This window comes from Kitasatospora sp. HPM-01-4, assembly GCF_051374625.1.
GTDB lineage: Bacteria > Actinomycetota > Actinomycetes > Streptomycetales > Streptomycetaceae > Kitasatospora.
In genome coordinates, this window is the sequence record NZ_JBPQGP010000005.1 from 2,347,941 (window position 1) to 2,367,772 (window position 19,832).

At 72.8% G+C, this 19,832-nt stretch carries 8 protein-coding genes and 1 pseudogene; 3 read left to right on the plus strand and 6 right to left on the minus strand.

Annotated features, from left to right (window positions below; translation table 11 throughout):
• Window positions 1–700: 700 nt before the first annotated feature.
• Window positions 701–1,090: a glycine cleavage system protein GcvH gene (gene gcvH / locus ACSMTC_RS09940; RefSeq protein ID WP_436559303.1), complete on the minus strand. Its 390-nt coding sequence runs from the start codon at window positions 1,088–1,090 to the stop codon at window positions 701–703.
• Between the two features lie 200 nt (window positions 1,091–1,290).
• Here gcvH and ACSMTC_RS09945 point away from each other — a divergent pair.
• Window positions 1,291–1,404 (plus strand): annotated as a pseudogene (locus ACSMTC_RS09945) (DNA-binding response regulator); the annotation flags it as partial.
• On the opposite strand, the gene ACSMTC_RS09950 reads toward ACSMTC_RS09945, so the two are convergent.
• Entirely contained in the window at window positions 1,377–2,120 is a 744-nt protein-coding gene (locus ACSMTC_RS09950; RefSeq protein ID WP_436559304.1) for a TetR/AcrR family transcriptional regulator, read from the minus strand. The pseudogene ACSMTC_RS09945 and the gene ACSMTC_RS09950 sit on opposite strands and share 28 nt — an antisense overlap.
• Before the next feature lie 114 nt (window positions 2,121–2,234).
• Between ACSMTC_RS09950 and ACSMTC_RS09955 the strand changes: the two genes are divergently transcribed.
• Both ACSMTC_RS09955 and ACSMTC_RS09960 read left to right on the plus strand, forming a co-directional pair.
• A complete protein-coding gene (locus ACSMTC_RS09955) occupies window positions 2,235–3,410 on the plus strand; it encodes a hypothetical protein (protein WP_436559305.1) in 1,176 nt (391 codons plus the stop codon).
• 11 nt (window positions 3,411–3,421) lie between these two features.
• Window positions 3,422–4,669 carry an ATP-grasp domain-containing protein gene (locus ACSMTC_RS09960; protein WP_436559306.1) on the plus strand — a complete coding sequence of 416 codons (1,248 nt, stop codon included), beginning with the start codon at window positions 3,422–3,424 and terminating at the stop codon, window positions 4,667–4,669.
• 109 nt (window positions 4,670–4,778) lie between these two features.
• On the opposite strand, the gene ACSMTC_RS09965 is transcribed toward ACSMTC_RS09960, so the two are convergent.
• From ACSMTC_RS09965 to ACSMTC_RS09980, 4 genes are all read right to left on the minus strand, one after another.
• Window positions 4,779–5,567 carry a thioesterase II family protein gene (locus tag ACSMTC_RS09965; RefSeq protein ID WP_436559307.1) on the minus strand — a complete coding sequence of 263 codons (789 nt, stop codon included), beginning with the start codon at window positions 5,565–5,567 and terminating at the stop codon, window positions 4,779–4,781.
• Between the two features lie 23 nt (window positions 5,568–5,590).
• Window positions 5,591–12,841 (minus strand): hybrid non-ribosomal peptide synthetase/type I polyketide synthase, encoded by a 7,251-nt coding sequence (locus tag ACSMTC_RS09970; RefSeq protein ID WP_436559308.1) that lies wholly within the window; start codon window positions 12,839–12,841, stop codon window positions 5,591–5,593.
• Window positions 12,834–18,680 (minus strand): amino acid adenylation domain-containing protein, encoded by a 5,847-nt coding sequence (locus tag ACSMTC_RS09975; protein WP_436559309.1) that lies wholly within the window; start codon window positions 18,678–18,680, stop codon window positions 12,834–12,836. Before ACSMTC_RS09975 ends, ACSMTC_RS09970 begins: the two co-directional genes overlap by 8 nt.
• Before the next feature lie 118 nt (window positions 18,681–18,798).
• A complete protein-coding gene (locus tag ACSMTC_RS09980; RefSeq protein ID WP_436559310.1) occupies window positions 18,799–19,770 on the minus strand; it encodes a TauD/TfdA family dioxygenase in 972 nt (323 codons plus the stop codon).
• Between the last annotated feature and the right edge of the window lie 62 nt (window positions 19,771–19,832).

Below are 19,832 nucleotides of genomic sequence, written 5' to 3' on the forward strand. Positions count from 1 at the left end.
CGCGACCGGGCCCCGAGCTTTCGCGTCTCATCACCGACGCGCCTCCACATCACCGGCGGGGCCGACTGCACCACCGTGCTGACAAGACCTCAGCGGGCCAAAGTTCACTGTGCGTCAGCGTAAGCGCCCTAGCATGAAATATGGTGATTCGACACCATTCCATCCGCGTGCTCCGACCCGCGGATGAGTACGTGCGGCCCGCAGGACTCCGGCATCGCCTCACGGCTGCCGGCCCCGGGCGATGTGCTCGATCTGCCGTCGGGCGTGACCCCGGATCCTGTGCTCGTACGAACGACCTACCTGCTGGCTATGCGGATCTTCGCGCGGCCTGTACCGGTCCCGTCAGGCTCGGAAAGTCATCGCGGCAGGTGGTGGCGGTAGGTCAATCTCGACCGGGGCCATGCCCGCGTGATCAGAACGCGACATCAGCTGGGAAGGGGGCTGAGCCCCGCCGGCCGTGCGGGCGAGACGTCCGTGGCCGGTCGTGGACGCCCTTCCACGCCCCGGGTTCGGCGGGAAGGGCCATCCACGGTGCTCCGGCCCGGCGGTTCCATGTGATCGCGTCGGTCGTCTGCCGGTGATACGCCGCCGCCCGTCTCGCCTCGGCGTCCGGTCCGGCGGGAGCGGCTCGATCCGCGCCGACCGCGTGTCAGTCAACGGCACAGGTCAACCGGCGATCGGATGGTACGAGAGAATCGGCCTAGCCTTCGGCGATGTACTCCTCGTACTGGGCGGCATCGAGCAGTCCCTTCAGCTCGTCGGCCTTGGTCAAGGTGATCTCGACAAACCAGCCGTCGCCGTACGGGTCCTCGTTGACCTGCTCGGGCTCCTCGTTCAGGTCCTCGTTCACCGCGGTGATCGTCCCGGTGAGCGGCGAGTAGATCTCGCTCACCGACTTGACCGACTCCACCGTGCCGATCGACTCGCTCGCCTTGAACTTGGCTCCGGCCTTGGGGAGTTCGACGAAGACGATGTCGCCGAGCTGCTTCTGCGCATAGTCGGTGATGCCCACACGGGCCTTGTCCTTGCCTGTGACCCTCACCCACTCGTGGTCCTTGGTGTACTTGAGGTCTGCCGGAAAGTTGCCCATGGGAGTCTCCGTGGGTTCGTCGTCGATGTGCTGACGGTCCGCCAGCTGCCGAAGGCGAGCCTGCTACAGATCCCCGGTCCCGGCTGGGACGTTCACCTGAACGAGTGAGTCTCCCGCCGGATCCGACGCGCCCCCGCCGCCACCACTGGAAACTCCCAGGTCAGTGGTCTGAACGACGTTCTGACATCCCTTAGCCAGAGATCGGCGCCTCCACCGCGAAGAGCCACATCACCGGCGTCTTCGGCAAGCTGGACGTCCGCGACCGCACCAAGGCGGTGATCGCCGCCTATGAGTCGGGACTGGTCCGGGCCGGCGTTTCCTCACGGCCGGGGCCCGATGGCACGAGGCCCTCGACGACCAGCCGCGCCAGCTGCTCGGCCATCCGGATCCTGCCCTCGTCCGTGTCCGGCACCGCCGGTCCGAGCCGGTTGTGCATGTTCTGATGCGTCAGCGCCAATGCCGGACCGTTGAGGGCCACGAAGACCAGGAGCAGCGGCACCTGCGGCATCCGGCCGCTGTCCATCAACCGCTGGATGACCGGGGTCAGTTCGTCCCAGAATCGACGCGTGTACCTTTCGGCCAGGTAGTCGAGCCTGGTGGAGTCGCGGACCGACTCCTCGGCGATGATGCGGTTCGCTTCGGGGGTGCCGGCCGCAAGGGTGAACCACCGGGTGACCACGGCTCGCAGCACGTCGACGTCGTCCGCGTGCTCGAACGAGGCCATCAGGTCCGCCACGTGGTCCGCCATGCCGAAGTCGACCACCGCACGCCAGAACTGCTCCTTGGAGCCGTAGCGGTCGTTGACGTAGTTGTGGCTGACACCGAGCCGCTTCGCCAACTCCCGGACGGTGGTTCCCTGGTAGCCGAGTTCGGCGAAGGCGGCGAGGCCCCGGCGCAGGATGTCCGCGTCATCGCGGGCCACCGGCTTCCCCCTCTCGTCCCACCCTGGGTTCTGGTGCGCCCGGCGCGGCGCGGCCGCCAGTGTACCCGGTGGACGCCGACCACCCCTCTGCCATGTCTGACCCGTCACATAACGCTCCTACCTTGCTTGACAGTTGTCAGACCGCCAGTAATCTGACAACTGTCAAGCAGCGCTGGACCCATGCCGCAGCGGCGCCGTCGCGGCGGCCGGCAAGGAGCAGAAGTGGACAGCAGCCAGCTCTTCGACGGTGTCGCGCACCCCCGGCAGGACACCCCTCCCACCCCCAGTCGCTCGGGCTCACCCCTGCGCGACTACGTCTTACGCGGTCTTCCCGCCGATCTTCGGGACCTCTCCGCAGGACGCCTGATGCACCATCACCTCGCCCAGAAGCAGCAGCGGATACTTCAGGAAGCCGCTCCGCTCTGCCTCTCGGAGGACGACGAGCGGATCGCACGCCTCACCCAGCTCGATCTGCTCTTCCTGCTCGGCGGTTACACACCGGCGGGGCCGCAGGCCGCACCCCGTGCGCTGACCGACCTGATATCCGCGCAGTGCGGCAAGTTCCACACCCTTGATCCCTATCTCAGCTACGAACTCCTGATCGACGTCAACTGCGAGGAATACCGCCGCAGCGGTGACATCCGGGTGTTCTCCGCCGGCCAGGACGCGGCCCTGGAGCGGGACTTCTATCTGGGCCACCACCTTTCCGAACCGTGGGCCAAGTCGGCCGCGTACGGTCTGCGCTCGCTGATCCTGGCGACGGCGACCGCCCGGCCGGCCGAAGTCCTGGAGGGTGTAGCCCAGTGCCTGGTGGAGTTCACGCGGTACATGGCGACATACCGCAAGCTGTCGCAGCAGGCGTTCAACCGGTTCCGCCTCTACCACATGGGCCATCCCGGGGGCCCGCGCGGCGCAAGCGGTGCCTTCATGCCCAGCGTTCACCTTCTCGAACTGGCCCTGCTGCCGCCGTCGAAGGGGTACGGCATCTTCCTGGACCAGTCGATGGCCTACTTCCCCTCGTGGTCCCGGCCCGTCATCGCGCAGTGGCGCAGCGACTCCAGTCGCGGGGCGAACGTTTCCCAGCGGCTTCGGGACGGCCTTCTTGTACTCGACCGCGCCGAGCGCGCCCAACTGGTCAGGGTCATCGACAAGTTCGTGGACTTCCGGATGGCGCACCTGGGCGTCACCCGGCATGCACTCCCGGAGGAGTTCCAGGACCGGGCCGGGCTGACGCGCCGTGGCATCCGGGAGCAGGGCGGCGAACACGACATCCTGAACGACCGGAACTCCGGCACGTCAGGGTTCAGCGTCCGGTATGTGCTCACCAACGCGGTGTACCGACTCCTCACGCTCCGGGGCGATCTCGCCCAGCCCGACTCCCTTCCGGCCAACCAGTAGGCAGGCACCCGATGTCAGCATTCCGTGTCGCGGTCGTCGACGCGTTCGGCACGTCCTTCGGGTTCACCGGCGCGTTCGACGCGGTGGGCGGCGAGGTGATCCAGGTGCGGAGCACGCCCGAGCCGCCGGTCGGGGTCGACCCGGTGGACGAGCGAGCGTTCAGTCATGTCCTGGTTTTTGACGGCGAGTTGGACGATCTGACCGCGAAGCTCGCCGCGCTGGAGCCGGTCGCGGTCCTGGCCGGCCGCGAGACCGGGGTGGAGCTCGCCGACGCCCTCTCCGAACGACTCGGCCTGCCCTCCAACGGCACGGCCCTGAGCGCCGCGCGGCGCGACAAGTACGTGCAGATCGAGACGGTCAAGGCTCATGGCGTCCCCGGCATGCGGCAACTGCGCACCGGCGATGAGGACGAACTGCTGGCCTGGCACAAGGATTTGGGCGGCACCGTGGTCGTCAAACCGCTCCGCGGCTACTGGGGCGACGGCGTGTCGTTCTGCGACGCACCGCAGGAGTCGGCCGCCGCGCTGCGCGGGCTCCGCGACCGCCGCATGGTGCTGGGCGAGCCGGTCACCGAGGTCGTCGCCCAGGAGTACCTGGTGGGTGCCGAGTACATTGTGAACACGGTCAGTTGCGCGGGTGTGCACCAGCTGACCGATGCCTGGCGCACCGAGCGGATCCAGGCCAACGGGGTACTGGACCTGGTGACCGCGCAGGTGCTGCTGCGCTCCGACGAACAGCCGGTCAGCGAGCTCCTCGAGTACGGCTGCCAGGTGCTGGACGCTCTCGGCATCCGGTACGGCGCGGCGCACCTGGAGATCAAGCTGACTCCGGACGGCCCGCGGCTGGTCGAGGCGGGCGCCCGCCTCTCGGGGCTGCCCCACTACACGACCGAGGTCCTGGGCGAGGGGCAGCTGGAGTGGACGGTCGACGCCTACGTCCGGCCCGAGCGGTTCCACGCCCGGGTGGGCCGGCCCTACCGGCGGCGACACGCGTTCGCCTGGGCGGCGCTGGTCGCTCCGGCTTCCGGGCGGCTGCGCGGCTATCGCGCGCTCGACCGGCTCAAGGAGCTGGCGAGCTTCCGTGATCTCACCGTGCTCGTGGAACCAGGCGACGAGATCACCGCCACCACCTACGACCGCGGCTACCCGGCCACCCTGACGCTCGGCCACCCGGTGGATGCCGTCCTGCAACGCGACCTCAACACCGTGCGCTACCTGGACGGCCCCGGCATGTACGAGATCACCCCGGCAGCCGACTGAACCCCCGCGCCCCCAGAGCACCGGCCAGGCCGGCCCGACCCGGGACGGCGCCAGGCCAGGCAGCCGCGGAGGTGTCCGGCCCGGGCGGGGCCCGGGCCGGACGGGGTGGTCAGGCCCGGTCGCCACCGGACACGGCCGCCAGCGTGGCCTGGACGGTCTCAAGGACCGCCGCCTGTGAGCTCCTCACGAAGAAGTGGTCACCGGGAAGGACGTGCATCTCGAATCCCGCCGTCGTCTGCTCGCGCCAGGGCTCCATGCGCGCGGGCGGCACCTCGGCGTCCTCGGCCCCGGCGAAGGCCACGACGGGGCACCCGAGCGGCGGCTCCGGCCGATGGCGGTAGGTCTCGCACACCGAGAAGTCCGCGCGGATGGCCGGCAGGAGGACTTCCAGCAACTCGGGTTCGGCGTAGACCTCCTCAGGGAGGCCGCCCAGCATGCGGAGTTTCTCGACCACCACGTCGTCGGACCGGTCATGGACTCCGGGCTGCTCGCGGGGCAGCTGCGGTGCGGGGCCTCCGGAGACGAACAGGGCGCGCGGTTCCGGGAGGCCTCGGCGGCGCAGTGTCCGCGCCAGTTCGTACGCCAGCAGGGAGCCCATGCTGTGGCCGAACAGGGCGTAGGGGACGTCGAGTTCGTCCGTGATCGCGGATGCGAGGCCGTCGACGAGCGGCTCGCTGTGGGCGAAGGCCTGGTCACGCCAGCGCGACTGGCGGCCGGGCAGCTCGACGGGGCAGACCTCGATCGTGTCGTCGAGGGCCGCGGCCCACGAGGCGTAGGCCGAGGAGCCGCCGCCGGCGTGGGGCAGGCACAGGAGCCTGACGGTGGGTGCGGCCGGGCGCCGCGCGCCCACGATCCAGCCGTGGGCGCGCTTCGCTGCGATGACTGCGGTGCGGTTCACGATGTGTGTTCTCCAGGATGGTCTCAGTCGTCGGCGAGGAGCGACTGGGCTTCCTCGTCGGACATGCCCTCGATCTCGGCGAACAGCAGGTCCTCGATGAGGAGGGCGGTGTCCGCCAGCGTCTCGCTGTCGAAGAGGACGCGGATCGGGATGTCCAGGTCAAGTGCCTTGCGCAGGTGGACCACCGCGCGCATCGCCATGAGCGAGTCGCCGCCGAGGAGGAAGAAGTTGTCGTGGACGCCGATGAGTTCGACGTTCAGCATGGCCGACCAGACCTCCGCGATGGCCTCCTCTATGGGCGTGCCCGGGGCCTCGTACGGGGGCGCGGTCTCCTCGGCCGCGTTCTCCGGGACCACGAGCGCGCGCCGGTCGACCTTGCCGTTCGCCGTGAGCGGCAGGGCGTCGATCTCCAGGAGGACCGTCGGCACCATGTACGCCGGCAGCTTCTCCCCGAGGAACTCCCGGACGTCCTGCGGCATCACGCCACCGGTCTGCGGGACGACGAACGCCACCAGGCGCTTGGTACCGCGCGGGTCCCCGTCCACCACGGCCACGGCGGCACGGATGTCCGGGTGCTGCATGAGCGCGGCCTCGATCTCGCCCAGCTCGATGCGGTAGCCCTGCACCTTGACCTGGAAGTCCTCACGGCCGAGGAACTCGATCTCCCCGCCCGGCAGGAACCGGCCGAGGTCGCCGGTCCGGTAGAGCCGGTCGCCGGTCACCGGGTGGGTGATGAAGCTGCCCTTGGTCTTCGTCTCGTCCCGCAGGTAGCCGTCCGCGAGGCCGACGCCGCCGATGTAGAGCTGGCCCGGGACGCCGATCGGGCGCGGGCGCAGCGCCTCGTCGAGCACATGGAAGGTCTGGTTACGCATCGGGTGGCCGTACGGGATGCTCGCCCAGTGCTCCGGCACCTCGCCGATCGGGTACAGGATGGACCAGATCGACGCCTCCGTCGCGCCGCCGAGGCTGACGACCTCCGGCGCCGCGAACAGTTGCCGGATGCGGTCGGGGAGCGTCACCGGCAGCCAGTCGCCGCTGAGCATCACGAGCTTGAGCCCGCCCTCGGCCTCGAGCCCGGTCAGCCCCTTCACGCTCATGTGCTCGACCAGCAGCTCCATCAGCGCGGGCACGGAGTTCCAGACGGTGACCCCGGCCTCGTCCATGAGCGCCAGCCAGGCCGCCGGGTCCCGGTGGGCCCGGGCGTCCGGCACGACCACCGCGCCGCCGACCGCGAGCGGGCCGAAGACGTCGTAGACCGACAGGTCGAAGCTGAGCGAGGACAGCGCCAGGACCCGGTCGTCCTCCCCCACGCCGAACCGCTCGTTGATGTCGACGACCGTGTTGAGGGCGCCCCGGTGGTTGATCATCACGCCCTTGGGCAGCCCGGTGGAGCCGGACGTGAAGATGACGTACGCGAGGTCCTCGGGCTTCGTACGGATCGCGACCGGCAGGGCGGCCTCGGCGTCCGACGCGGGGTCGAGCCGGTCCACGTGCAGCACGGTGTCCACGCCCGCGAAACGGCCGGCCTCGGCCTCCGCCACGCGCGACTGCGTCAGGACCGCGCGGACGTGTCCGTGCTCCAGCAGGAACCGGATCCGCTCGGCGGGCAGTTCGGGATCGATGGGCAGGTAGGCGGCGCCGGCGGCGAGGATGCCGAGCACGGCCGCGCACTGCTCCCAGCCCTTCTCCATGACCACCGCGACGAGGTCGTTCGGGACGACCCCGACGCCGTCGAGGCGCGCGGCGATGTGGCGGGCGCGCGCGGCCAGTTCGCCGTAGCTCAGGGTACGGCTCGGCGTGATGACGGCGGGCCGCTCGGGTGCGCGCGCCGCCGTGGCGAAGAACGGCTCGTGGAGGAGGCCCGAGGGCAGCGGCCCGTCGGTCCGGTTGTACTCCTCCCACGCCGCCAGGTCCGCGCGGGGGACCAGCGAGGGCACCGGACGGCCCCAGTTGCCGTCGTCGAGCGCGAGCCATTCCAGGAGCTCCAGCGTGGCGGCGTGCATCGCCGCGACCATGCCCTGGGGGAAGAGCCCCTCGACCGCGTCGATGTCCAGGACGAGGGCGCCGGCGGCCTCGTACACCTGCGCGTCGATCCAGACCTGGGGCGTCTGCGAGATGCTGTAGACCACCTCGCCGAGCTGGTCGTCGTCGCCGTGGTTGACGAACAGACTGGTGAAGACGACCGGCATCGCCGCCGCCGCGTCACCGCGGGCCTTCTTCATCTCCCGCATCACGCGCAGGCCGCTGAACAGCCGGTGGTCGAGGTCGGCCACCAGCCGGTCGCGCACCGCCACCGCCCGCGTCTCGAACGGCGCCTCGCTGACGGCGTCGATCTCCAGCAGCGTCACCGAGGTGAAGTCGCCGATGATCTCCTCGACCTGCGGGTGCAGCGGAAGCCGGTTCGCCATGGGGAGGTTGAGGGTGAAGCGACGGTTCTTCGACCACGTCGCGAGCACCTCGCTGTACGCCGTCAGCAGCAGCGCCGTGGGCGTGATGCCGCGCCGCGAGGCCGACGCCTTGACGCGGGCCCAGGACTCCTGCGGCAGTTCCCCGCCGGTGCGGTGGAAGCGCGGGGTGTCGATGGTGCGCGGGTCGCGGGCCAGCGGCAGCTCGGGAGCGACGGCCAGCTCCGGGATGCGCCCCAGCCAGTACTCCTCGGCACTCCGGAAGCGCTCGCCCGACTCCAGGCTCCGCTCCGCCAACACGTAGTCCCGGAAGGTGAGTTCGAGCTCGGGAAGCTCGGCGTCGGGGTCGGCGTAGAGCTCGACGAGCTCCCGCATCACGAGGCCGTACGCCCAGGCGTCGGTGATCAGGCCGTCGACGCTGTAGTGCACCCGGCCCAGGCCGCCGTCCATGACGGTGGCGCGCAGGTCGAACAGCGGCCAGCGGTCGGGAGTGAAGACCTGGTGCGACAGCTCCTGGCGGGTCCGCTCCAGCACCTCCTGCGCCGCCTCCTCGGTCAGGCCGCGCACGTCCTCGGTCGCGATGACGTAGTCCGGGACGTCGTTGAGGATCTGCTGCTCGCCGTGCGGGAGCACGACGACACGGAGCATGCCGTGGCGTTGGATCAGGCGGCGGAACGCGCGCTCCATCCGGGGCACGTCCAGGTCCGGGACGTCGAACTCCTCGTAGCCGTGCATGCCCACGTTGCCGAGCTCGAAGACGCCGGTCCGGCCGACGAAGTACGCCTGCTGCACGTCGGTGAGCGGGAAGGGCTCCGCCGCGGCGGCGGGGTCGGGCACGACGGCGGGCCAGAGCTCGACGGCGGCACCGGTCCGGGTGCGGGCGGTGCGCAGGGCACCGGCGAGGCCCCGGATCGTCGGGTCCGCGAAGAACGTGCTCAGCGGCAGCTCGACGCCGCACACCTCGCGCATCTGGGTCACGAACTGGGCCGCGAGCAGGGAGTGGCCGCCGAGCTCGAAGAATCCGGTGGTGGGCGCGATGTGCCGGGCGCCGAGCAGGTCCTCGAAGACCGCCGCGACCTCGCGTTCGGCCTCGTCCTCGTACGCCGGCTCACCGTCGGCGACGTCCTCGCCGGAAGAGAGGGCGGAATCCGCGGGCTCGTCCTCCGACGTCACGACGGTGTGGCAGCCCGAGGCCGCGCCGACGACGCGTGCCACCCGGCGTTCGACGGCCGCGAGGTCGCCGACCGGCCAGGTGTAGCTCGTCCACGGCATCTCGGACTCCCGGCCGGCCAGCGCGAGGAAGGCCTCGACCACGCCCGCGAGCGGCGGCTCGCCGGTGTCGGTCCCCGTGCGGCCCACGAGGTGGACCTCGGTTGCCCGGTACCCGGACGCCACGGCGGAGGCGACGCTCGTGAGCAGCGCGAGGGCTTCGTCCTCGGCGGCGTCCGCGGCGAGCACCACCACGGCGGTGGTCGGCCCGGCGAGGTCCGCGGAGGCGGTCGGACCGGGCAGCACACAGGCGCCGGCCCGGGTCAGCGCGCGGCCGAACGCGGCCGTCCACGGCTCGTCGCCCCAGAGCGCGTAGTGGGCGTCGCGGTGCCGCTCGTGCGCCTCGCGAGGCGCCGTGGGCAGGGGCTCCAGCACCGGCACGAACCGGTGCCCGCCGCGCAGCGCGACCACGGGCGCGTGGGCCGGGCGACACACCTCACGGAGCAGCGCGGCGGCGAGGCGGCGCACCCCGGCCGCGGTGCCCGGCACGGTGACGTCGACGAGGGCCCGCCGACGGCTGCCCTGCGCCCAGGCGGCCAGGGCTCCCCGGAGCGGCACGAGGGGTTCCTCGCCGGTGACGTCGAGCGCGCCGGACGTCACCACGACGATCCGCGCATCCGCGCCCCCGCGTTCCGTCAGAGCGTGCTCCCAGGCGCTCAGCTCGGCCGGGGCGAGCGTGGCGGCGTCCAGCATGCCGACCAGCACGCCCTCGACCCGCACGCCCGCGTCGACCTTGGAGGCCGGCACGTTCGCACCGGCCGCGGCCGACGGGACGGTGACCACCCTCCCGTCCCGGGCGCGCAGCAGTTCCACCACCGCGTCCACGGTGTCCGTCCGGTCCGCGGCCACGAGCCACACGCCCTGGGCCTCCTCGCCACGCGGGGCGCCTTCCGGGCCCAGTCGGCGGAAGCCGCGCGCCAGGAGCGCGCCGGGGGCCACCGGTGCCGTCGCCGTGCCGCTCGGGGCGTCGACCCAGCAGTGCTCGTGCTCGAAGGGGTAGGTGGGGAGCACGGTCCGGTGCGGGACCTCGGCGCCGTGCAGGGCCTCCCAGTCCACCGAGGCGCCCCGGCACCACAGTTCGCCGACGGCGGTCAGCAGCTCGGCCTCGGCGTCGCTGTCCGGTCCGTTGGACGGCAGCGACGCGACGGCATCACGGCCGCCCTCTCCCACGAGGCGCACCAGGCTCTGGCCCGGGCCGACCTCCAGCAGCAGCACGCCCGGGCGGCGCACGGTGTGCAGGCCGTCGGCGAACCGGACCGTGGCACGGATCTGCCGGGCCCAGTAGGCCGGGCTGACGGCCTCCTCGTCGGTGATCCAGGTACCGGTCACGCTGGAGACGAAGGGGATCTGCGGGGCCGACAGGCGAACTCGCGCCACCTCCGCCTCGAACGCCGCCGCGGCGGCCTCCATCATGCGGGAGTGGAAGGCGTGCGAGGTCCGCAGGCGCTTGGTCGCCACACCCTGCCCGGCCATGCGCAGCTCGAATCCGGCGACCGCGTCGAAGGGGCCGGACACCACGCAGGCTCGGGGCCCGTTCACCGCGGCGATGTCCAACCCGCCGTCGAGCAGCGGCGCGACCTCGCTCTCCGGGAGCGGCACCGCGACCATGGCACCGGCCGCGGCGTCCTGCATGAGCCGTCCGCGCGCCGCGACCAGGCGCAGCGCGTCCTCGGGCGCCATGACCCCGGCGAGGCACGCGGCCACCAGCTCACCGAGGCTGTGGCCGAGCATCGCCGCCGGGCGGACGCCCCAGGCCATCCAGAGCCGGGCCAGCGCGTACTCCAGGACGAACAGGGCGGGCTGGGCGAAGCGGGTCTGGTGGATCGTCTCGGCCTGCTCCGCCTCCCCCGTCTGGGGGTACAGCAGACGGCGGACGTCCTCGCCGAGGGCCGGCGCGAGGATCCCGGCCGCCCGGTCGACCTCCCTGCGGAACACCGGCTCGTTCGCGTAGAGGGCCTGTCCCATCCGGATCCGCTGCGCGCCCTGGCCCGAGAAGAGGAAGACGACCTCGCGGTCCTTCGCGGTCTCGGGCGCGCCGGGCCGGTCGAAGGCCGGCAGGGCCAGGGCGTCGGCGGCCTGCGCCGGGCCACCGGCCACGACGAAGCCGCGGTGCGCCAGCGTCCAGCGACCGCGCTGGAGGGTGTACGCGACGTCGGCCAGGTTCTCCTCCGGGTGGGCCCGCAGGTGTGCGGCGAGCCGCGTCCCGGTGGCCCGCAGCGCCGTCGCGGTGGCGGCGGAGAGCGGCAGCACGTGCAGCCGCCGTCCGTTGACCGCCGGCATGCGTGCGGGGGCCTCCTCCAGCACCACATGGGCGTTGGTCCCGCCGATGCCGAAGGAGCTGACGCCGGCGCGCAGCACCCCCTCGGACCACGGCGCGAGAGCCGCGTTCACATAGAACGGACCTTCCTCCAGGCCGAGTTGCGGGTTCGGCCGGGTGAAGTGCAGCGACGGCGGCAGCTCGCGTGCCTTGAGCGCGAGCACCGTCTTGATCACCCCGATGACTCCGGCGGCGGTGTCCAGGTGGCCGAGGTTGGTCTTCACCGAGCCGAGGGCGACACGCTGCGGCACATCACCGAAGACGGCCTTCAGGGCCGCCACCTCGATCGGGTCGCCGATCGGCGTACCGGTGCCGTGGGCCTCCACGAACGTCACGGTCGACGGGTCCACATCGGCGACGCCGAGGGCCTCGGCGATGACATCGGCCTGTCCCTCGACGCTCGGCGCGGTGAAGCCCGCCTTCCGGGCACCGTCGTTGTTGATCGCGGAGCCGCGGATCACCGCGTGGATCACGTCGCCGTCCGCGACGGCGTCCTCCAGGCGCTTGAGCACCACGATGCCGCTGCCGCTGGCCGGGACGGTGCCCGACGCCTCGGCGTCGAACGCCCGGCAGTGGCCGTCCTTGGAGAGGACGCCGCCTTCCTCGTACTGGTAGCCCCGGCGCTGGGCGGCGGTGACGGTCGCGCCGCCCGCGAGGGCGACGTCGCACTCACCGTTGACCAGGGCCTGGCACGCGGTGTGCACGGCCACCAGGGAGGTGGAGCAGCCGGTCTGCACGCTGACGCTCGGGCCGCGCAGGTCCAGCTTGTAGGAGACGCGGGTCGGCGCGAAGTCCTTGTCGTTGCCGAGCGAGGTCTGGAACTCGCCGATCCGCGCGACCAGGTCCTGACGGGGAAGCAGGTTGTGCAGCAGATACGAGCTCTCGCCCACGCCCGCGAACACGCCGGTCACCGTGTCGGTCGCCTCCGAGGGGCGGCCCGCGTGTTCGAGCGCCTCCCACGCGCACTCCAGGAAGAGACGGTGCTGGGGGTCGAGCAGCTGCGCCTCGCGCGGGGAGAAGCCGAAGAACCGCGCGTCGAAGCCCTCCACGTCCTCAAGGGCGCCACGCGCCCGGACGTAGCCGGGGCGGGCGATCTCCTCCGGTGTGGCGCCGGCGGCGAGCAGTTCCTCGTCGGTGAAGGTCGCGATGGACTCCACACCGTCCCGGAGGTTCTGCCAGAAGCCCTCCAGGGTCCGGGCCCCGGGGACGCGGACGGCCATGCCGACGATGGCGACGGCGTTGGCGGGCAGGTCGTTCTCTTCGGTCATCGTCTCGTCAGTCATCGTTCTTGGTCTCCAACGTCTCCAACGTCCTGGGGCCGTTTGCCCGCCTTCTCGGCGTTCGCGCCCCCTGCAGGGTCTTTCGTGCCTCGGCCCGGCTGCGGCCCCGGGTCCCGGCGGTCGACGTGTCGCCCGCGGCGAGGTAGCGCGCGAGCGAGCGCACGGTCGGGTAGCGGAAGAGGTCCACCACCGGGACCTTCCGGCCGAGTACTTCGGAGAGCCGGGCCTGCATCCGCACCATCAGGAGCGAGTGGCCGCCGGCCTCGAAGAAGTTCTCCTCGGCGCCGATGTCCTCGACCCCGAGGATCCGGCGCCAGATCGCGGCCACCTCGACCTCGAGTTCACCGGTGGGGAGCAGCCGGGCCACGGCCTCACCGGCCGGGCGGCCGGGCGCGGGCAGGGCGCGCCGGTCCAGCTTGCCGCGCTCGCTGCGCGGCAGTTCGTCGAGGACGACGATCGCGGCCGGCACCATGTAGCCCGGCAGCCGCTCCTCGGCGTACGCCCGCAGGTCCGCCGGCGACGCCGGGCCCGCGAGTGCCACGTATCCGGCCAGCTGCGGCCTGCCGGGGGTGTCCTCGCGCAGGACCGCCACCGCCTCGCGCACGGCGGGGTGCGAGGCGAGCGCCGCCTCGATCTCGCCCAGCTCGATGCGGAAGCCGCGCAGCTTGACCTGGTCGTCGGTCCGGCCGAGGAACTGCAGCACCCCGTCGGCCGCCCGGCGGGCGCGGTCCCGCGTCGCGTACATGCGCTCGCCGGGTCCGCCCCAGGGGTCGGGCAGGAAGCTCTGCGCGGTGCGCGCCGGGTCCCCGAGGTAGCCGCGCGCCACGCCGCCGCCCGCGAGGTACAACTCGCCCTCGACGCCCGGCGGTACCGGGTTGAGCACGTCGTCGAGCACATAGGCGCGCACCCCCGGCAGCGGCCGGCCGATCGGGACGGTGGCCCCGGCGGCCGGGCCGGGCGGGGAAACCGCCGGCGGTGTGTGGACGGTCGCCGTGATGGTGGTCTCCGTCGGGCCGTAGGCGTTGAGCCACCGGACCCGGGCCGGCGCGGCGGCCTGCCAGTCGGCGAGCTTCGCGCCGTCCACCCGCTCGCTGCCGACCACGACGAGGCGCAGCGCGGGGCAGGCGGTCACCGGGTGCCGGTCGAGCACCGAGACCCACTCGTGCCAGTAGGACGCCGGCAGGTTGAGCACCGACAGGCGCTCCGCCCGGACGAGCTCCATCAGCTCGTCGATCCCGGGCACCGGCCCCGGCGGGAGGAGGACGACGCCGGCGCCCCGCACCAGACTCGCGAAGAGCTCCTCGGCGGCCACGTCGAAGGTGAGGGCGGCGAACTGCAGGACGCGGTCGTCGGGGCCGATCCCGTAGTGCTCCCCCACGGCCGTGAGCGTGTGCACCAGGTTGGCGTGGCTGACGCCGACTCCCTTGGGCCGTCCGGTCGTTCCGGAGGTGTAGAGGACGTAGGCCAGCGCCGCCGGGTGGACCGGCCCGGCCTCCGCCGCGGGACTCTCCAGGGCGTCCTCGACGGCGGCCCACGGCACTCCCCCGCCCACCGGCGGGCCGTCCGCCCGCGACCCGAGGACGAGGACGGCACCCGAGTCGCCCACCACGTACTCGAACCGCTCGCGCGGCGCACCGACGTCCGTCGGGACGTACGCGGCGCCCGCCTTCAGCACGCCGAGCAGGGCGACGGGCCACTCCGGGACGCGGGGCATCCGTACGACGACGGTGTCCCCGGCGCGCACCCCGCGGGCGCGGAGGTGGGCGCAGACGGCGTCGGAGCGCGCCTCCAGCTCGGCGTAGGTGAGCGTCCGGCCGCCTTGGACGATCGCCGGGCGGTTCGGGTGGCGCCGGGCCGCGTCGGCCACGAGTCCGTGCAGGGTGGCCGCCGGCGCGGCCGGGGCCGCCGGGCCGCCGGCGGCGATACCGGCCTCCTCCGGGCTCGTCATGGTCAGGCCCGACACCCGGGCTCCGGGGTCGGCGAGCGCCGACTCCAGCAGCCTCAGGTAGTGGCGCGTCATCCGCTCGGCCGTCGCACGGTCGAAGAGGTCGGTGTCGTACTCGACGGAGCCGCGCAGTTCGTCCGAGTCGAAGGACGCCTCTTCCCACGCGACCGTCAGGTCGAACTTGGCGATCCGGCTCACCGACTCCCGCGCCGCCACCGACAGCCCCGGCAGGACCGTGGTGCCCCCGGGGATGTTCTGCATCGCGAGCATCGCCTGGAAGAGCGGCGTGCGGCTGGGGTCGCGCGGCGGCTTGAGCTCCGCGACGACCTGCTCGAACGGCACGTCCTGGTGGTCGTAGGCACCGAGCGTGGTCTCCCGCACCCTGGCCAGGAGCTCGGCGAACGTCGGGTCGTCCTCCCACCGGGTGCGCAGCACCAGCGTGTTGACGAAGAAGCCGACGAGTCCCTCGAACTCCGGGCGGGTGCGCCCGGAGACCGGCGAGCCGACGCTGACGTCCCTCACGCCCGCGTAGCGGCCCAGCGTGAGCTGGAACGCGGCGAGGAGCGTCATGAACCGCGTCACCCCGTGCTCGCGGCTCACCTCGCCGATCCGGCGGGTGAGTTCCGGGGCGAGCCGCACCGGGAACACCTCGCCCCGGTACCGGGGCACCGGCGGACGCGGACGGTCCGTGGGCAGTTCCAGCACGGGCGGTGCGCCGCGCAGGCGCTCCTTCCAGTACCCGAGCTGCTCGTCGCGGACGCCGCCGTCGAGGAGGCGATGCTGCCACGCGGCGTAGTCGGGGTACTGGGCCGGCAGGTCCGCGAGGTCCGGCCGCCCGCCGCGCACCGCTGCCGCGTAGAGCGCGCCCAGGTCGCGCACCAGGACGCCGACGGACCAGCCGTCGGAGATCGCGTGGTGCATCGTGAGCAGGAGTTCGTGGCGCTCCGGGGCGAGCTTCAGCAGGACGAACCGGACCAGCGGGCCGGTGGCGAGGTCGAACGGGTGCTCCGCCTCGCGCAGGGCATGGGCCTCCGTCTCCGCCGCCCGCTCGGCCTCGGACCGGTGCGCCAGGTCGACGGTCGTGAGCCGGACGGCCGGGTCGTCGTCGACCACCTGCCGGGCGGTGTCCCCGTCCCCGACCAGGCGCGTGCGCAGGGACGCGTGGCGCTGGACGAGCGCCCGCACGCTCTCGGCCAGTGCCCGCTCGTCGAGTGCGCCCTCGATGGCCAGGACCAGCGGCACGTTGTAGAGCGGGCTGCCCGGGGCCAGCCGGTCGAGGAACCAGAGCCGCTGCTGGGCGAAGGAGAGGGGGTGCGGTCCGGGGCCGGCCGGGACGACCGGGACGCCGGAGCCCGCCCGCCGCGCGGAGGCGACGCGGGCGGCCAGGGCCGCGACCGTCGGCGCCTCGAACAGGTCCCGGACGCCGAGCTGCACCCCGAGACGGGCGCCGACGCGCGCCACGACCTGCGTGGCCAGCAGCGAGTGGCCGCCGAGCGCGAGGAAGTCGTCGTGCGCGGAGATGTCGGAAACACCCAGGAGCTCCGCCCACACCTGGGCGACGAGCTCCTCGGTCGGACCGGTCGGCGGCACGTGGTTCTCGGCCTGGACGCCGTCCGCCCCGGTCGGGGCGGGGAGCGCGCGGCGGTCCACCTTGCCGTTCGGGGTGAGCGGCAGCTCAGGGAGGGCGACGTACCACGCGGGCACCATCGCCTCGGGCATCCGGGCGGCCAGGAACGCGCGCAACTCGCGTGCCTCGACGGATGGTCGGCCGGCTTCCGGCACGACGTACGCGACCAGGCGCCGGTCCCCGGCCTCGCCCTGGACGTCGACGACCGCCGCGCGCACACCGGGGCACGTCCCGAGGACGCTGGCGATCTCCTCGGGCTCGATCCGGACACCGCGGATCTTCACCTGGGTGTCGGCCCGGCCCAGGCACTCCAGCAGTCCGTCCTCGCGCCAGCGGGCCAGGTCGCCCGTCCGGTAGAGACGCTCGCCGACGCCGAACGGGCTCGGCACGAAGCGCTCGGCGGTGAGGTCGGGACGGCCGGTGTAGCCGCGGGCGAGACCGATGCCGGCCAGGTACAGCTCACCGGGGACGCCGATGCCGGTCTCCCGGCCGGACGCGTCGAGCACGTGCAGCCTGGTCTCGGCGATGGGCCGGCCGATGGGCACCCGGGCCGCGTCCGGCCGCGGGTCCACGGGGTCGAAGGTGCTGGCGAAGGTCGTGCCCTCGGTCGGGCCGTACCCGTTCACCAGGCGCAGGCCCGGTGCGGCCTGACGCACCGCCGAGACCCGCCGGGCGTCCGCCTCCTCACCGCCGAAGAAGACCGTACGGAGCGAGGAGAGGGTGGCGGGCGCGACGTCCACGCACTGGTGGAACACGGAGGTGGTGAGGAACATCGCCGTCACGCCGTGCTCCTCGATCCGGGCGCGCAGCAGTTCGGGCGAGAGCACCTCGTCCTTGCGGATGCCGACCAGGCGCGCGCCGTTGAGGAGCGCTCCCCAGATCTCCAGCGAGGCCGCGTCGAAGGACACGTTCGCCGCCTGCGCCACCACGTCCTCGGGGCCGAATCCGAGATAGGCCGCGCCGCACACCAGCCGGACGATCCCGGCGTGCGTGGTCTCGACGCCCTTGGGCCGCCCGGTGGAGCCGGAGGTGTAGAGCACGCACGCACGCTGGTCCCGGTGGATCGCGGGGAAGGGCTCCCCGACCGGCCCGGACCGCGGGGTCAGCTCCTCGATCCGGACGAGGGGCACGTCGCCGGCGAAGCCGAGCTCCCGGTCGGCGAGCACCAGGCGGGCCCGGCTGTCCGCCACCATGAACGCGAGCCGCGCCTCGGGGTGGCCGGGGTCGAGCGGCAGGTAGACCGCGCCGGCGGTGAGGACGGCGAGCATCGCGACGACCAGCGCCGCCGAACGGTCCATGGCCAGCCCGACCACGGTCTCCGGCGTGATGCCCAGCTCGACCAGTGCGTGCGCCAACTCCTCGGACCGGGCGAGGAGTTCGGCGTAGGTGTAGGTGCCGTCCGGGAACACCAGTGCGGTGCTGTCCGGGGTCCTGGCGGCCTGGGCGCGGAAGGCGTCGACGAGGTTCCCGATCCGGGCCTCGCCGCCCTCGCTCCCCCACGCCGCCACCAGGGCCAGCTCCTCGGGGGTCGTGTGCGCTAGGTCCGCCACCCTGGCGCCGGGGTCGGCGAGCGCGGACTCCAGCAGCGTCAGGTAGTGCCCCACCAGCCGCTCGACCGTCGCCCGGTCGAACAGATCGGTGCCGTACTCCACCGAACCGCACAGCTCGCCCGTCTCGCGGGCGTTCTCCTCCCACGCCACCGACAGGTCGAGAACGGCGGCGTGGCCGCGCTCCTGTGAGGCGCGCGCGAAGGCCAGCGGCACCGCCTCTCCCCTGGCCACCGCGACCTGGACCAGCGGCGCGCGGCTCGGGTCGCGCGGCGGCGCCAGGGCCGCCACGAGCTCGTCGAACGGCACGTCGCCGTGCTCGTACGCGCCCGACAGGGCTTCCTGCACACGGGTCAGGAGGCCGGCGAAGGTCGGAGCGTCCGCCCAGTCCGTGCGCAGGACCACCAGGCCGCCGTCCGGCGCCGGGGTGCCGAGGCTGACGTCCGTGGCGGCCGCGTAACGGCCCAGCAGGAGCTGGAGCGCCGCCACGAGCACCGTGAACGGGCTCACGCCGTGCTCGCGGCCCAGGTCGGCGAGGCGGCCGGCCGGGCCGGGCCCGAGCACGAAGGGGACCTCGTCCGCGGCGGCGCGGCGGACCGCGGGGCGCACGCGGTCGGTGACGAGTTCGAGCGCGGGCGGAGCCCCCGCCAGTCGGTCTGTCCAGTAGGAGAGTCGGGCGTGAGAGCCACTCAGGTCCACACCGCGGTACATGTTTCGATTCATCTCGTTCCGTTGTCCCTTGCCCCGCTCCGGGGCGGTCGGCCCCGGAGCGCGGCATCGGCCAGGGGTGGAGCGGCCCGTTGAAGGGCGGCCCGGGCGCGGCCGGGCGGGGCGGCTGCCCTCAGACGGCCGGCCGGCCGCCGTGGGAGCCGGTCATCGCCACGAGGACCTTGCGCGGTCCCTCGAAGCTGTTCCGGCCGTGGGCCATCGCCATGTTGTCGACCATGAGCAGATCGCCGGCCTGCCACGGGAAGGCGAGCGTCTCGGCCTCGTACGCGTCGCGGACCGCGGCCAGGTCGGCGTCGTCGATGCGGCTGCCGTCACCGAAGTACGCGCTGCGCGGGAGCTCGTCCTCCGCCATGAGTTCGAGCAGGGCGAGGCGGGTCGCCTCGTTCAGGCTCGACACGTGGAACAGGTGCGCCTGGTTCATCCAGACCTGCTTGCCGGTGACCGGGTGGGTGGCGACCGCCTGGCAGGTCTCGGTGGTCCGCAGCGCGTTGCCCGGCAGCCACTCGACGACGATCCCCCGCTCGCCGCAGAACTCCTCGACGGCGGCGCGGTCCATGCCCGGGAACGTCTCCTCCCAGGAAATGCCCAGTCCCGTACGGTAGTTGCGGACGTAGCGCACGCCGTGCCGCTCGAAGCGCTCGCGCACGTCGGCCGGGATCCGCTGGTGGACGGCGTGGCTGTCGGCGAGCGGGGTCTCGCCCCCGGACTGCGCCGCGAGGGCCGAGTAGAACCAGAGCCGCCGCGGCCAGGTGCTGGTGTAGCTGTTCTCGTTGTGCAGCGGGATGACCTCGCTGGCGGGGTACTCCGTCGAGGTGTAGACGTCCCCCACCTTGCTGCGGGGCGTCGAACGGTAGGTGTACTCGGCGAGCTCCTCGCCGAAGACCTTGACGAAGCCGGAGAACACCGACGCGTCCGGCACGTCGAAACCGCGCAGGAGGACGGCCCCCGCGGTCACCAGCCGCTCGTCGAGGCGGTCGGCGTTCGCCGTCGCCCACTCCACCGGGCTCATGCCCGGCGCGGTCGCCTCGTAGAGGGCCACCCGGTCCCGCTCGGGGAAGAGGCAGGATTCCTTCACATCGTCCATGTCACGAGCCATTCGTTCGGTGCTGTCTTCGGAGATGCCTGATATCGGCCGGGTGCGGCCGG